This is a genomic window from Leucobacter sp. WKLB1 (assembly GCF_059696215.1).
Genome location: NZ_AP046115.1, coordinates 250,110 through 265,177 on the forward strand (window position 1 = coordinate 250,110; position 15,068 = coordinate 265,177).

The window sequence follows — 15,068 nt, forward strand, 5'->3', positions numbered from 1 at the left end:
AACAGAAAGACCACCGCATGATCGGCGCGCTCGAACTCGGCCTCATCTACGGCGTGATGGCGCTCGGCGTCTATCTGACGTTCCGTGTGCTCAACTTCCCAGACCTCACCGTTGACGGAAGCTTCACCACGGGCGCCGCAGTCGCAGCCGCGCTGATCACGAACGGTCAAAACCCCGTCCTCGCCACCCTCGCCGGTGGCGGGGCGGGGCTCCTGGCAGGCATTATCACCGGCCTGCTGCATACGAAGGGCCGCATCGACGGGCTGCTCTCCGGAATCCTCACGATGATCGCGCTGTGGTCGATCAACCTCCGCATCATGGGAACCGCGAAAGAGGGCACCGCGGTCGCGGCGAACCTGCCGCTGCTGCGCGCAGATACCGTGTTCACCCCGCCCCGTGAGGCCGACCTGCTCGGCACCTGGGGCGGCGTCGCGATCATCCTCGTCGCCGTGCTGGTGCTGAAGTTCATCGTCGACTGGTTCCTGTCGACGAACCTCGGCCTCGCCATTCAGGCGACGGGCGACAACGGCCCGATGATCCGGAGCTTCGGCGTCAGCACCGACCGCACGAAGATTCTGACCCTCGCGATCTCCAACGGCTTCGTCGGGCTCTGCGGGGCACTCGTCGCGCAGTACCAGGGCTTTGCCGACATCAGCATGGGCGTTGGCCTCATCCTGGTCGGGCTCGCCTCGGTCATCCTTGGTCAGGCGATCTTCGGCCAGCGCTTCATCTGGCTCGCCAGCCTCGCTGTCGTGCTCGGCGCGGTCGTCTATCGCCTCATCATCTTCTTCGCGCTGCAGGCCGGGCTCGACCCGAACGATATGAAGCTCATCACCGCCGTCCTGGTCATCCTCGCGCTGCTGCTGCCGCGCTGGGGCTTCCTGCGCAAGATCCCCGCGCTGCGCCGCAAGAACGGCAGCGTGGTGCTCGAAGGCGTGACGTCTGCGGCGTCGGCAGATCCTGCACCGGCTCACCCGGCCCCCGCCGTGGCGACCGGCACCGCCCCGCATTCGAACCCCACCGCCGGAAAGTAGCCGCATGCTCACCATCGACCGCATCGAGAAGACCTTCTTCCCCGGCACCGTCAACGAGCGGCGCGCGCTCGCCGGCCTCAGCCTGCGACTCGACGAAGGCGACTTCGTCACCGTGATCGGCTCCAATGGCGCCGGGAAGTCGACGCTGCTCAACGCCATCTCCGGGCGCTACACCGTCGACTCGGGCAGCATCGAGATCGATGGCAAGCGGGTCAACCGACTGGGCGAGCACCAGCGAGCCAAGTACATCGGCCGTGTGTTCCAGGATCCGATGGCGGGCACGGCACCCGACCTCACCATCGAGCAGAACCTCGCTCTCGCGGTGCGCCGCGGCCAGAGTCGGGGGCTCGGGTTCGCCCTCAATCGTCAGCTGCGCGAGCGGTTCCGCACCGAACTGCAGTCGCTCGAACTCGGCCTCGAGCACCGACTTACGGCTAAGGTCGGCCTGCTCTCGGGCGGCCAGCGCCAGGCGCTGTCGCTGCTCATGGCGGGCTTCACGCACCCGAGCATCCTGCTGCTCGATGAGCACACGGCCGCGCTCGACCCGCAGCGCGCCGCGCTCGTCACCGAACTCACCGATCGCATCGTGGCGCAGGGCAAGCTGACCACGCTCATGGTGACCCACAACATGGAGCAGGCGCTGCGTCTCGGCAACCGCCTCATCATGATGCACGAGGGCAACATCGTCTTCGAGGCCTCGGCAGAAGAGAAGCAGCGGCTGACGGTTGCGGGGCTGCTTGAGGAGTTCGCGAAGATCAAGGGCGCTCAGCTCGACGATCGCGCGCTGCTCGCCTGATCCGCATTCGGCGCGCGCTCCCAGGAATCGCAGGTCACGCCCATACAGTGGGCACATGGCAGGTGAATCCATCGAGACGGTCTCGGTCTGGGATGACGTCGCCGCGCGCACGTCGACACTCGCGACCGAATGGGTCGCGGCGCTCCGCGGTCGAGAACGCGATGTCGAGGCCGAGGCGCGTGGCGCCGACCACCTGCTCGAGGGTCTGCGCCGTGACCCCGAGAGCTTCGAGTTCACGCGGCGTCTGCTCGAACTCGTGGCGGGCACGGACGACGCCTTCGCCTCGGCGCTCGGTCTCCACGCGATGGCTCGCGAGGTTCCCGAGTCGATGCCGGTGCGCGACCGGTTGGCGGTGCGTGCGGGTGGCGCGACATCGCTCGGACTGCCCTGGGCGGTGATGCCGGTGGCGCGCAAGTGGCTGCGCGACAGGGTCTCGGGGCTCGTGCTCGCGACGAAGCTGCCGACGGGAGTAGGAGGCGGTAACGGTCGCCTCGCTGGCCTCACCGATGGCCTGCGCAAGTATTCCGACGCGGGTCTGAAGCCGGTGATCGAGCCGCTCGGCGACGCGGTGCACGGGCCGGCGGGAGCTGCGGCCGAGGCCACTCGACTGGCTGCGTTGGCAGCGCACCCGACCGTCGGGCATCTCGTCGTCGATGTCACGCGGATCGCCCCCGGTGGGTCTGACTGGTCGTACGACGCGGATGTCGCCCGCGCGGCAGCGGCGCTCGAACCCGTGCTGCGGGCTGCTGCCGAGCACGGAACGACGGTGCACTTGACCGCGCGCACGGTGCGGTGGGCTCGCATGCTTCCGGACATCGCAATTCGCGCCACCGTCGATCCAGCTCTCGACCGCGCCCGCATCGGGGTGCGGCTGCTCGCCGAACTGCCCGAGTCACGCGAGTACTACGGACGTTTGAGTCGGTGGGCGCAGCGCAGAGTCGCCGACGGTGGCGCTCCCGCCGAGGTGACCATCGGTGTCGGTGGGGTGGCTGGTACCGAGCGCATCGCATCGATTGCGAGCGGCCTTGCGGTGCCGGTGCTCGAAGACCCGACCGAGGTGACCGCCCAAATGCTCAGGCTCGTCGAGCTGGCCCTGCATCCCGGCCGCGCTGCCGTGCTGAGACCGGTGATCGCGAGTGAGGATCTGCTGGTCCTCGCCGGCACCGTCGCGCTGACCGAGCACCTCGCGGCTCGAGGTCTCGCCGCACTGCAGGTGCGCAGCGGCGTCGCTCCGGGGTTGGCGGGTGCACTGCGAACGGCCGACATCGAGGTGCGCGTCGCGATTCCGGTGGTCGCTCCCAAGGAATTCGGCGGCGCGGTCGACCTGCTCGTCGCAGTTGCGGCCGAGGCCGCCGACCCGGAGTCGCCGATATCGCGACTGGAGGCGTTGATCGCCGCGGAACCCGGGGACGATGCACCGCCGCTTCCGGAATCGTCGATGTCGGCTGCGCTGCGCCGATTCGCTGCTGCGGCAGAGCTGGCCGCCGATCCGGCTCCGTCGTCGCATCGCACGCAGGTGCGGGCGCGCGAGTGGGATCCGAGCGAGCGCGACAGTGCGCTCTTCTATCGGTCTCCCGATGAACCCTCACGATTCGACACGGGCGGGCTCACCGCTGCCGTGCTCGGGTTGACCCGCGGTGCCGAGGGGGCATTCGCCTTGGAAGCGCTGGCACCGCCGCGCGCGATTCCGGTGGTCTCCGACTCGGGGTTCGCGAACGAACCGGGCACTGACGCCACGGTCGCCGCGAACCGCGAGTGGGTGCGCGAGCTTCTCGCGCACGCCGCAGCTTCTGCTCAGCGGGTCGACGAAGCGAACGCGACCATTGCGCTCGCGCGAGCCGACCTCGACCCGCAGCACGTCGCCGATGAGGCGCGCGCCCAGGCCGAGGCGTGGTCGGCGCAACCTCACCGCACCCGAGCCTCTCGTCTCCGCCGCGCCGCGCTGGCGATGGTGGCCGCGCGTGATCGTCTCATCCAAGCTCTCGTCGTTGATACCGGTGCGCCGCCGTGGTTGATCGATGCCGAGGTCGACACCCTCATCGATGCGGCGCGCTACAGCGGACAGCTGGCCGAGGGGCTCGGCGCGGTGCGCGGGGCGACATTCGTGCCGGATCGCCTCGTGCTCGTCGTCGCCGACGCGGCGACGCCGCTCGCGATCCAGGCGGAATCCGTGTTCGCCGCCCTCGCGGCGGGCAGTGGCGTGCTGTGGTCGGTACCCGCGGCGCTGGTCGATTCGGCCGCGGCGGTCATCGAGGAGTGCGAAGTCGGAGGGCTCACCCCGGGAGTCGTGCGACTCGAAGCGACCGTCGTCGGGCGCACGGTGGCCGAGCTCGCGGCGCACCCCGGGATCGATCGCGCGGTCGTGCTCGGTGCGCGTTCGGATGCGCTGGAGCTCGCGCGTCGCCGACCCGATTTGCGGGTGGAGGGGCGCTTCCGGGCGCGCGGCACCACGCTGGTCACGCCCTCCGCAGACCTGGACCGTGCGATCGACGACATCGTCGCTTCGGCCTTCGGTGCTCACGCAGGCGACCCGCGGGCGGCTCGGGGCGTAGTGCTGCTCGGCAGCGTCGCGCGATCCCGCAGATTCCGCGACGGGCTCGCCGATGCGGTACGGGCGATCACGGTGGTCGATAGCGCGCGTCCGAGTGACGCCGATGCGCTCGACGGCGCAATCGGTCCGCTCATCGCAGCGCCCGACGCCGCGGGACTGCGAGCGCTGACCGAGCTCGGCCGTGGAGAATCGTGGCTCGTGCAACCGCGCAGGCTGGACGATGCTGGCCGGCTGTGGAGCCCTGGCGTGCGGCTCGGCGTGAGTGCAGCGTCGACTTTCTGGGATGACTCGCGTGCGGTGCCGGTCATCGGCATCGCCACCGCGCATTCCCTTTCGGAGGCGATCGCTGTGCAGAACGCGGAGGGGAGTGGCGGGGTCGCTGCCCTGCAGTCGCATGATGCCGACGAGATCGCCGATTGGCTCGAATCGGTCGAGGCCGCGGCGCTCGCCGTCAATCGGCCGACCACCGGTGCCCTGATCGAACGGCACCCCGGTGGCGGTTGGAACGATGCCGGCATGGGGCTGGCTGCGCTCGCGGGTGCCGCGAATCGGTTGGTCGCTCTCGGGGCATGGCGCCCCCGCGAGGGGAGTCGGAGCGAGACTTTGCATCTGCGCGGCCTGGACGCAGAGGTGCAGCTGTTGATTGAGGCGGCGCAGGCGGACCTCGACTACGCAGGGTTCGATGCGCTGCGCCGCGCGGCTCTCGCCGATGCCTTGACGTGGCGCACGAGTTTTGGCGTCGACCGCGATGTCGTCGGGCTCGGAGTCGAACGCAATGTGCTCCGGCACCGAGCGGTGCCGACTCATATTCGACTGGCGGAGGGCGGAGCGATGGCGCACCTGGTGCGCGTCATCGCCGCCGCGTTGCTGGTGCAAGCCCCGGTGACGATCTCGACCGGCGAGGTGCTGCCCGCCGGAGTTGCTGCGTTTCTTGAGCGTCGCGACATCGAGGTATCGCTCGAGCGCGATGACGACTGGGTCGAGCGGCTTGCGGTCACCGGACCCGTGGGCGCGAGCGGCGAGGTCGCACTGCGAGTGCGCCTCATCGACGGAGATCGCGTGCGTGCGGCCGAATGGTTGGGCGGGCAGGATCGCGTGGCGATCTGGGGCGAACCCGTGACGATGGCGGGGCCCGTCGAACTTCTGACGCTGCTGCGCGAACAGGCGGTCTCCGTGCGTGCGCATCGCCACGGGTTGGCGGTGCCGGTGCCCGGCCTCGACGTCGGGCTCGAGGACTAGCGAGCGGTCAGCCGCATCGGGGTGTGCGGAATCCCGTCTTCGAGGTACTCGGGCCCGTCGGCGCTGAAGCCGAATCGGCCGTACCAATCGGTGAGGTGCGACTGCGCGTGCAGCACGACGGGGTGCTCGCCGCAGGTGGCGATGGCCGCCTTCATGAGCGCTGCGGCGATGCCGCGACCGCGCCAGTCGTGATCGGTGACGACGCGCCCGATGCTGCGAAGGCCGGGCTCCTGCGCATCCTCGGAGAGAATGCGCACGGTCGCGGCGACGGTGCCGACCGCGTCGGAGGCCCAGACCTGCTGCGTCTCGGGTTCGAGGTCACGGCCGTCGAGGTCGAGGTAGACGCAGTCTTGCTCGACGACGAAGACACGCTGGCGCAGCGCAGCGATTCGGTAGAACGTGGGGGAGTTGATGTGACTTACGTGGGCGGAGTGGAGCGTGAGTTCAGCAGGCAGCGTGGTCATGAATCGATCCTCACACGGTGCTGATGCCCGGCGGCAGAGCATCGAAGCAGACGTCCGATTTCCATTTCACCCGGGGAAGACGGTAATGTTGCTTCCTGGTTGCGCACGCGCAACCGACGGCGGGTTACCCGAGCGGCCAAAGGGGGCTGACTGTAAATCAGCTGGCACTGCCTACGGGGGTTCGAATCCCTCACCCGCCACCAGCAAGGCCCCGGCCTCGTGTGAGACATCACCGAGACCGGGGCCTTTTTGGTGTTTTCGGGGCCCGTGCCCGTGGGTTTCGTACGTGTTGCACGCGCCTGCATCTGGGTCTTCGGAGCAGAATTCGCGCGAATACGCGGGACACGCCCGGGATGGGGCGCGCAATTGCCCTCACGGGGTCGACCCACGTAATGTATTCCCTTGTCAGCGAGACGGAAAACGACGCGAAAGCGGCGGGATCGGATCGCAAATCGGCTCTGAAAGCTACGATGAGCAAGACTTGCAAAAGTCATGCAGCAGCGTGTAAAGTAAGAGACTCGATCTCACCGCAAGGTGGACGCCCAGAGGGTGGTCCAGCTGGAGTGTGTTTCACTCCCAGCGGTTGATGACAGGTTGCTGTTCGGAGCTTTCCTTGGTTGGGGGTGACGGGTGGTGTCTGGTCTTTGAGAACTCAATAGTGTGCACTTTTAATTGTCATATGCCAATTATTTAACAATCCCCGACATTCACATTCGTGTGGGTGTGGGAGATTCCTTTTTTGGATAACAAGAATCGTCAGTATTGATGGTTCTGTTGCCTGATTGAACTCGTTGCGGTTTCCGGTTTTTCCCCGGGAGCTTGTGACAATCGTTTTTTACGGAGAGTTTGATCCTGGCTCAGGACGAACGCTGGCGGCGTGCTTAACACATGCAAGTCGAACGCTGAAGCTCCCAGCTTGCTGGGGGTGGATGAGTGGCGAACGGGTGAGTAACACGTGAGTAACCTGCCCCGAACTCTGGGATAAGCGCTGGAAACGGCGTCTAATACTGGATATGTCCTATCACCGCATGGTGTGTAGGTGGAAAGAATTTTGGTTCGGGATGGACTCGCGGCCTATCAGCTAGATGGTGAGGTAATGGCTCACCATGGCGACGACGGGTAGCCGGCCTGAGAGGGTGACCGGCCACACTGGGACTGAGACACGGCCCAGACTCCTACGGGAGGCAGCAGTGGGGAATATTGCACAATGGGCGCAAGCCTGATGCAGCAACGCCGCGTGAGGGATGACGGCCTTCGGGTTGTAAACCTCTTTTAGTAGGGAAGAAGCGCAAGTGACGGTACCTGCAGAAAAAGCACCGGCTAACTACGTGCCAGCAGCCGCGGTAATACGTAGGGTGCAAGCGTTGTCCGGAATTATTGGGCGTAAAGAGCTCGTAGGCGGCTTGTCGCGTCTGCTGTGAAAACTGGAGGCTCAACCTCCAGCCTGCAGTGGGTACGGGCAAGCTAGAGTGCGGTAGGGGAGATTGGAATTCCTGGTGTAGCGGTGGAATGCGCAGATATCAGGAGGAACACCGATGGCGAAGGCAGATCTCTGGGCCGTAACTGACGCTGAGGAGCGAAAGCATGGGGAGCGAACAGGATTAGATACCCTGGTAGTCCATGCCGTAAACGTTGGGAACTAGATGTAGGGCCTGTTCCACGGGTTCTGTGTCGTAGCTAACGCATTAAGTTCCCCGCCTGGGGAGTACGGCCGCAAGGCTAAAACTCAAAGGAATTGACGGGGGCCCGCACAAGCGGCGGAGCATGCGGATTAATTCGATGCAACGCGAAGAACCTTACCAAGGCTTGACATATACGAGAACGGGCGAGAGATCGTCAACTCTTTGGACACTCGTAAACAGGTGGTGCATGGTTGTCGTCAGCTCGTGTCGTGAGATGTTCGGTTAAGTCCGGCAACGAGCGCAACCCTCGTCCTATGTTGCCAGCACGTTATGGTGGGAACTCATGGGATACTGCCGTGGTCAACACGGAGGAAGGTGGGGATGACGTCAAATCATCATGCCCCTTATGTCTTGGGCTTCACGCATGCTACAATGGCCGATACAAAGGGCTGCGATACCGCGAGGTGGAGCGAATCCCAAAAAGTCGGTCTCAGTTCGGATTGGGGTCTGCAACTCGACCCCATGAAGTCGGAGTCGCTAGTAATCGCAGATCAGCAACGCTGCGGTGAATACGTTCCCGGGCCTTGTACACACCGCCCGTCAAGTCATGAAAGTCGGTAACACCCGAAGCCGGTGGCCTAACCCTTGTGGAGGGAGCCGTCGAAGGTGGGACTGGTGATTAGGACTAAGTCGTAACAAGGTAGCCGTACCGGAAGGTGCGGCTGGATCACCTCCTTTCTAAGGAGCACTCACCAACCATTGGTTGGTGCAGAGAATGTGTGATCGTCACCAAACGCGTGACGCACACAGCTCATGGGTGGAACATACGACAAAGCAAGCTTTGATGGCTCGCCTGTGCTAGTACGTCACTTCCGTTTTGGCGGGGTGATTGGAACGCGTGGGTGAGTGGTCTGGTTTGCGTAAAGAGTGCATACTATTGGGTCCTGGGAGACCAGCCGGCCGCACCTTGGGGTGTGGTGGACTGGATCCTTGACCCACTGTTGGAGAACGTGTTGTCTTCAGGGGTGGGATCGACCGTACGTTGAGAACTACACAGTGGACGCGAGCATCTTGCAGCGTCAAAACATCAGGGACATGCCTTTGGGTGTGGTTCGGGGTGGTTTGGTGCTGCTGATACTAATAATTTCATTGGTCACACACTTTGACTGTCGAAGCTTTCGGGTTTTGGTGGTGGGTGTGTGGTTCTGAATACTTATGTGATTTCAAGTCTCAAAGAGCAAACGGTGGATGCCTTGGCATCTGGAGCCGAAGAAGGACGTAGTAATCTGCGATAAGCCTCGAGGAGCCGATAAACGGGCTGTGATCCGAGGATTTCCGAATGGGGAAACCCCGCCAGGGCGCGTGCGTACCTGGTGACTCCCGCCTGAATATATAGGGCGGGTAGAGGGAACGTGGGGAAGTGAAACATCTCAGTACCCACAGGAAGAGAAAACAATAGTGATTCCGGGAGTAGTGGCGAGCGAAACCGGATCAGGCTAAACCGATCATGTGTGATACCTGGCAGGGGTTGCATGGTCGGGGTTGTGGGACATGCCTCGGAGCGCTGCTGAGCTTCGGACGTGAGAGTGAAGCTATAGGAGAACGCCTTGGAATGGGCGGCCGGAGTGGGTGAGAGTCCCGTATCCGAAATGGTTTTACCGCGTGGTGTGTATCCCAAGTAGCACGGGGCCCGAGAAATCCCGTGTGAATCTGTCAGGACCACCTGATAAGCCTAAATACTTCCAGATGACCGATAGCGGACTAGTACCGTGAGGGAAAGGTGAAAAGTACCCCGGGAGGGGAGTGAAATAGTACCTGAAACCGTTTGCTTACAATCCGTTGGAGCACCCTTGTAGGTGTGACAGCGTGCCTTTTGAAGAATGAGCCTGCGAGTTAGCGATATGTGGCGAGGTTAACCCGTGTGGGGTAGCCGTAGCGAAAGCGAGTCTGAATAGGGCGGTTCAGTCGCATGTCCTAGACCCGAAGCGAAGTGATCTATCCATGGCCAGGTTGAAGCGACGGTAAGACGTCGTGGAGGACCGAACCCACTTAGGTTGAAAACTGAGGGGATGAGCTGTGGATAGGGGTGAAAGGCCAATCAAACTTCGTGATAGCTGGTTCTCTCCGAAATGCATTTAGGTGCAGCGTTGCGTGTTTCTTGCCGGAGGTAGAGCTACTGGATGGCCGATGGGCCCTACAAGGTTACTGACGTCAGCTAAACTCCGAATGCCGGTAAGTGAGAGCGCAGCAGTGAGACAGTGGGGGATAAGCTTCATTGTCGAGAGGGAAACAACCCAGATCACCAACTAAGGTCCCAAAGCGCGTGCTAAGTGGAAAAGGATGTGGAGTTGCTGTGACAACCAGGAGGTTGGCTTAGAAGCAGCCACCCTTGAAAGAGTGCGTAATAGCTCACTGGTCAAGTGATTCCGCGCCGACAATGTAACGGGGCTCAAGCACGCCACCGAAGTTGTGGCATTCATATAACAGGTAGGCCTTCGTGGTCCAGCCGTATGGATGGGTAGGAGAGCGTCGTGTGGCGAGTGAAGCGGCGGTGTGAACCAGTCGTGGATGCCACACGAGTGAGAATGCAGGCATGAGTAGCGAAAGACGGGTGAGAAACCCGTCCTCCGGAAGACCAAGGGTTCCAGGGTCAAGCTAATCTGCCCTGGGTAAGTCGGGACCTAAGGCGAGGCCGACAGGCGTAGTCGATGGACAACGGGTTGATATTCCCGTACCGGCGGTAAACCGTCAAAGACCTAACCAGTAGTGCTCAGCTATCCAATACTTCATGGATCCTTCGGGTGATGTGGGGTGGCGGTTGCGAACCCGAACTGGGGTGGTGAGCGTGAGGTGTGACGCAGGAAGGTAGCCTGTGCCGGGCGATGGTTGTCCCGGTGTAAATGTGTAGCCCGTCGATTATGAACAGTTTTCGGCTTTGGGTGAGACATGATGCGGACCCGTTTGGGGAAGCAGGTGATCCTATGCTGCCAAGAAAAGCATCGACGTGAGGTTTGCTGTTGCCCGTACCCCAAACCGACTCAGGTGGTCAGGTAGAGAATACTCAGGAGATCGAGATAATCATGGTGAAGGAACTCGGCAAAATGCCCCCGTAACTTCGGGAGAAGGGGGGCCACCCACTTATACGGATTTACTCCGGAAAGGGTGTGGTGGCCGCAGAGACCAGTGGGAAGCGACTGTTTACTAAAAACACAGGTCCGTGCCAACACGCAAGTGGATGTATACGGACTGACGCCTGCCCGGTGCTGGAAGGTTAAGAGGAGAGGTTAGACCTTGGTCGAAGCTTTGAATTTAAGCCCCAGTAAACGGCGGTGGTAACTATAACCATCCTAAGGTAGCGAAATTCCTTGTCGGGTAAGTTCCGACCTGCACGAATGGCGTAACGACTTCCCAGCTGTCTCCACCGTGAACTCGGCGAAATTGCAGTACGAGTAAAGATGCTCGTTACGCGCAGAAGGACGGAAAGACCCCGTGACCTTTACTACAGCTTGGTATTGGTGTTCGGTGTGGCTTGTGTAGGATAGGTGGGAGACTGTGAAGCTCAGACGCTAGTTTGGGTGGAGTCGTTGTTGAAATACCACTCTGGTCATATTGGACATCTAACTACGGACCCTGATCGGGTTCTGGGACAGTGCCTGGTGGGTAGTTTAACTGGGGCGGTTGCCTCCCAAAAAGTAACGGAGGCGCCCAAAGGTTCCCTCAACCTGGTTGGCAATCAGGTGGCGAGTGTAAGTGCACAAGGGAGCTTGACTGTGAGACTGACAGGTCGAGCAGGGACGAAAGTCGGGACTAGTGATCCGGCAGTGGCTTGTGGAAGCGCTGTCGCTCAACGGATAAAAGGTACCTCGGGGATAACAGGCTGATCTTGCCCAAGAGTCCATATCGACGGCATGGTTTGGCACCTCGATGTCGGCTCGTCGCATCCTGGGGCTGGAGTTGGTCCCAAGGGTTGGGCTGTTCGCCCATTAAAGCGGTACGCGAGCTGGGTTTAGAACGTCGTGAGACAGTTCGGTCCCTATCCTCTGCGCGCGTTGGAGATTTGAGAGGATCTGACCCTAGTACGAGAGGACCGGGTTGGACGGACCTCTGGTGTGCCAGTTGTTCTGCCAAGGGCATGGCTGGTTGGCTACGTTCGGGATGGATAACCGCTGAAAGCATCTAAGCGGGAAGCCGGCCTCGAGATGAGATCTCCGTCACCCTTGTGGTGGTGAGGCTCCCAGTAGATGACTGGGTTGATAGGCCAGATGTGGAAGCAGGGTAACTTGTGGAGCTGACTGGTACTAATAAGCCGATGACTTGATTTCTTCCCAACCTTGAGTGGTTGGGGCATGAGTATCTTCAGTAACGATGTAAGCGTCCACTTTGTGGTTCTAGACGTACGGCCACACACCCCCGAGATGGTTGGGGTGTGGTCATATGTGAATAGAGTTACGGCGGCCATAGCGTCAGGGAAACGCCCGGTCACATTCCGAACCCGGAAGCTAAGACTGACAGCGCCGATGGTACTGCAAGGGGGACCTTGTGGGAGAGTAGGACACCGCCGGACACCTTTTACCGAGGGTCGTATCAGGTTGCACATACCAAGACGGTGTGTGAAACCAGATACGACCCTCGAACCTTTTCTGCACCCGCGTGGGTGCGTGACGAATGCCCCGCAGGCTTAAGCCTGCGGGGCATTCGTGTTTCAGGGCCCTGCGATGAAAGGAATCAGCTGCAGGTCTCGAACACGTACTCCTGGTCATCAGGGGTGCTGAGATCCCGATCGCGCAGCACCACCGAAGCCGGCGTCTCAGGGTCCGCGCACATCTCCGCGAAGCTGCGAGGCAGCTCATCGGTGTACTCGATATCGATCACCGCATCGCCATACACCTCCGTGTAGTCCGCACACTCCCGGTACGCGCCGCACTCCTCTGAGACTGCGAAGTCGAAGCCTGCCTCTGCGTGCAACAGCTCCGCATCTTCCGCGGCGTTCTTCTGGCCCGCGTCGAGCCCAGCGTCGTGAGCGACTTCTACGTACGCCTGCGCCAGGGCGACATTGCCCTCACGCGTCAGCGCACCGTTCGAACGCGTGTACGTGTCGAGATTGTCGAACTCGACCGCGTTGTAGCCATCCTCCGCGCACTTCGTAATCCACGGAGCGACCACTTCGAGAATCTGGGCGCGCGCAGCCACGGTGGCGGTGTTCAGCAGTATTTCGTCGGGCCAATCTGGGTCGATCACTGGCCCGGACTCGTTCGTGAGCAGCGCGTCCTCGGGCCAGTCGCTTAGCTCGCCGGGCTGCGTCTGGAATCCATTGACGTAGCAAATCGAGTAGCGGTCGGGGTCGGGTGCATCCATACGATCCCGAGAGACGATTTCGACTTCGGGCGCCGGAGTGTACGCCCCACCCAGTTGGTAGTCCACGACTCCGCCTGCGGGGAACCCGCGCAGCGCTGCGTCGGAGGCTGGGCTCGCCCCCGCGTCTGTCGCAGGCACCGTCGTCGGTGCGCACCCCGCGAGCAGGCCCGCTGTGAGCAGGCCGGCTGAGAACAGCGCGCCAGTACGCATTACCCGATTGGTGGCGGTACACGAACGCATCTTGACCCTCAGAAGCACCGATCGGTGCGTTGTCGACATGCATCCGATGCTAGCTGCGCGTGATGATTGCTGCGAGTCAGTGTGCTGCGCCTCCCCGATTCAATTCAAGAAGCGCGCAATACCGGCTGAGACCGCGCGGCAGGTCTATGCTCAGCTCGACGACGGTATCGAATCCGTCGGGATCAACGTCGATCCGAAAGGAACACACCATGACCGCTCCCTCATCAGACGGGCGCCTCGCCGACGACGAACACCTCGCCGTCCTCGGCTACGAGGGGAAGTTCGATCGCTCGATGAGCCTGTGGGCGAACTTTGCCCTTGGCTTCACCTATCTGTCGCCGTTGGTCGGCGTCTATTCGCTCTTTGCCGTCGCACTCTCGACGGGCGGTCCGCCCTCGATCTGGTGGATTGTCATCGTCGCCTGCGGGCAGTTGCTCGTCTCGTTGGTGTTCGGGGAGGTCGTGTCGCAGTATCCGATCCACGGCGGCATCTATCCGTGGGCGCGGCGGCTCTGGGGCCGGCGTTACGCGTGGCTTGCAGCCTGGGTCTACATTTGGGCGATGATCGTGACCATCACCTCGGTGGCCGAGTTCGGTGCGGGCTTCGTGACCGCGCTGCTCGGCATCGAACTCACGCCGGCGTCCACGCTGATCATCTCGCTCGCGTTGCTGCTCCTGGCGCTCGCGATCAATTTCACGGGGACACGATGGCTCGCACGCATTGCGCGCATCGGACTATTCGCCGAACTCATCGGCGTGATCGGGATCGGGCTGTACTTGCTCATCTTCCAGCGCAAGCATGATTTCTCGGTGTTCTTCGACACCATGGGTACCGCGGGCGACGGGTCGTACTTGCCAGTGTTCATCGCGTCGGCGCTGGCCGGGCTCTTCCTCTTCTACGGATTTGAAGCCTGCGGCGACGTTGCGGAAGAGGTGGCCGACCCGGCGAGACGGATTCCGAAGGCCATGATCATGACGATTCTGGTCGGTGCCGTTTCGGCACTGTTCTCATTCGGCGGGTATGTGCTTGCGGCTCCGAACCTGGAACAAATCGTCGCCGGCGAGGTCGGTGATCCGATCCCCGAGATCTTGACCGCGACGCTCGGTGCGGTCGGAGCGAAGGTGTTCTTGGCGGTGGCGATCCTCGCGTTCATTTCGTGCGTGCTGAGCCTGCAGGCCGCGGCCAGCCGCCTGCTGTACTCGTTCGCACGCGACGGCATGCTGCCGGGCCACGTGTGGCTGTCGAAAGTCTCGGAGCGCAGCAAGGTGCCCACGAACGCGCTCATCGTGGCGTGTACGGTGCCGGCCCTCATCTGCCTGCTGATCTTCTTCAACGACGGCATTCTGGTTGCCGTGACGTCGTTCGCAATTCTCGGAATCTACCTGTCGTTCCAGATGGTCGTGTTCGCGAGTCTGCGCCAGCGTCTGCGCGGATGGCGACCGGCCGGGCCGTTCTCGCTCGGTGCCCTGGGCCTCGTCGTGAACGTGCTCGCGCTCGCCTATGGGGTCTTCGCGATGGTACTGCTGGCGATCCCAGGGTCGTCCGGAGCATTCTTGACGGACTATGTCGTGCTCATCGGCCTCGCAGTGGTGCTCGTGACCGGCCTCGTGTACCTGTTCGGTGCACGACCGGATGCGCAGTCGAGTGCGCCCGAGGGCGATGCGAAGGAGGTCGCCGACGAGATTCGGCGACGCACCGGGCGTGTGACGACGCGTTAGCGGGCAGGATCGCGGTGCCCCGTGGCATGTCGAGCGCTTCGGGCACCGC

6 protein-coding genes, 1 tRNA gene and 3 rRNA genes are annotated in these 15,068 nt (G+C 62.5%); 8 read left to right on the plus strand and 2 right to left on the minus strand.

Features of this window, described 5'->3' with window-relative positions; genetic code table 11:
• The first annotated feature begins 17 nt into the window (after window positions 1-17).
• From ACZF5Y_RS01265 to ACZF5Y_RS01275, 3 genes are read left to right on the plus strand one after another with little or no spacing between them, the layout of a single operon-like run.
• Entirely contained in the window at window positions 18-1,034 is a 1,017-nt protein-coding gene (locus ACZF5Y_RS01265; protein ID WP_497534010.1) for an ABC transporter permease, read from the plus strand.
• 4 nt (window positions 1,035-1,038) lie between these two features.
• Window positions 1,039-1,830: an ABC transporter ATP-binding protein gene (locus tag ACZF5Y_RS01270; RefSeq protein ID WP_053353748.1), complete on the plus strand. Its 792-nt coding sequence runs from the start codon at window positions 1,039-1,041 to the stop codon at window positions 1,828-1,830.
• Window positions 1,831-1,885: 55 nt separating this feature from the next.
• A complete protein-coding gene (locus ACZF5Y_RS01275; protein WP_497534011.1) occupies window positions 1,886-5,620 on the plus strand; it encodes a proline dehydrogenase family protein in 3,735 nt (1,244 codons plus the stop codon).
• Here the strand turns inward: ACZF5Y_RS01275 and ACZF5Y_RS01280 are convergent.
• Complete coding sequence (locus tag ACZF5Y_RS01280; RefSeq protein ID WP_497534012.1) at window positions 5,617-6,084, minus strand: GNAT family N-acetyltransferase; 468 nt, start codon at window positions 6,082-6,084, stop codon at window positions 5,617-5,619. The genes ACZF5Y_RS01275 and ACZF5Y_RS01280 overlap by 4 nt on opposite strands.
• A gap of 118 nt (window positions 6,085-6,202) precedes the next feature.
• On the opposite strand from ACZF5Y_RS01280, the gene ACZF5Y_RS01285 reads away from it, so the two are divergent.
• From ACZF5Y_RS01285 to rrf, 4 genes are all read left to right on the plus strand, one after another.
• A tRNA-Tyr gene (locus ACZF5Y_RS01285) sits at window positions 6,203-6,287 on the plus strand.
• Between the two features lie 631 nt (window positions 6,288-6,918).
• Window positions 6,919-8,444, plus strand: a 16S ribosomal RNA gene (locus ACZF5Y_RS01290).
• Window positions 8,445-8,927: 483 nt separating this feature from the next.
• Window positions 8,928-12,028: ribosomal RNA gene (locus ACZF5Y_RS01295) — 23S ribosomal RNA — on the plus strand.
• Between the two features lie 125 nt (window positions 12,029-12,153).
• Window positions 12,154-12,270: ribosomal RNA gene (rrf, locus tag ACZF5Y_RS01300) — 5S ribosomal RNA — on the plus strand.
• The 16S, 23S and 5S rRNA genes sit together here, the layout of an rRNA operon.
• A gap of 161 nt (window positions 12,271-12,431) precedes the next feature.
• On the opposite strand, the gene ACZF5Y_RS01305 is transcribed toward rrf, so the two are convergent.
• Entirely contained in the window at window positions 12,432-13,271 is an 840-nt protein-coding gene (locus tag ACZF5Y_RS01305) for an endo alpha-1,4 polygalactosaminidase (protein WP_497534013.1), read from the minus strand.
• A 239-nt stretch (window positions 13,272-13,510) separates the two neighbouring features.
• On the opposite strand from ACZF5Y_RS01305, the gene ACZF5Y_RS01310 reads away from it, so the two are divergent.
• Entirely contained in the window at window positions 13,511-15,019 is a 1,509-nt protein-coding gene (locus tag ACZF5Y_RS01310; RefSeq protein WP_053351211.1) for an APC family permease, read from the plus strand.
• The last annotated feature ends 49 nt before the right edge of the window (window positions 15,020-15,068 follow it).

Coding starts and splice junctions, on each gene's coding strand:
- ACZF5Y_RS01265 (WP_497534010.1), top strand. CDS start 18: ATGATCGGCGCGCTCGAACTCGGCCTCATCTACGGCGTGATGGCGCTC.
- ACZF5Y_RS01270 (WP_053353748.1), top strand. CDS start 1,039: ATGCTCACCATCGACCGCATCGAGAAGACCTTCTTCCCCGGCACCGTC.
- ACZF5Y_RS01275 (WP_497534011.1), top strand. CDS start 1,886: ATGGCAGGTGAATCCATCGAGACGGTCTCGGTCTGGGATGACGTCGCC.
- ACZF5Y_RS01280 (WP_497534012.1), bottom strand. CDS start 6,084: ATGACCACGCTGCCTGCTGAACTCACGCTCCACTCCGCCCACGTAAGT.
- ACZF5Y_RS01305 (WP_497534013.1), bottom strand. CDS start 13,271: ATGCGTACTGGCGCGCTGTTCTCAGCCGGCCTGCTCACAGCGGGCCTG.
- ACZF5Y_RS01310 (WP_053351211.1), top strand. CDS start 13,511: ATGACCGCTCCCTCATCAGACGGGCGCCTCGCCGACGACGAACACCTC.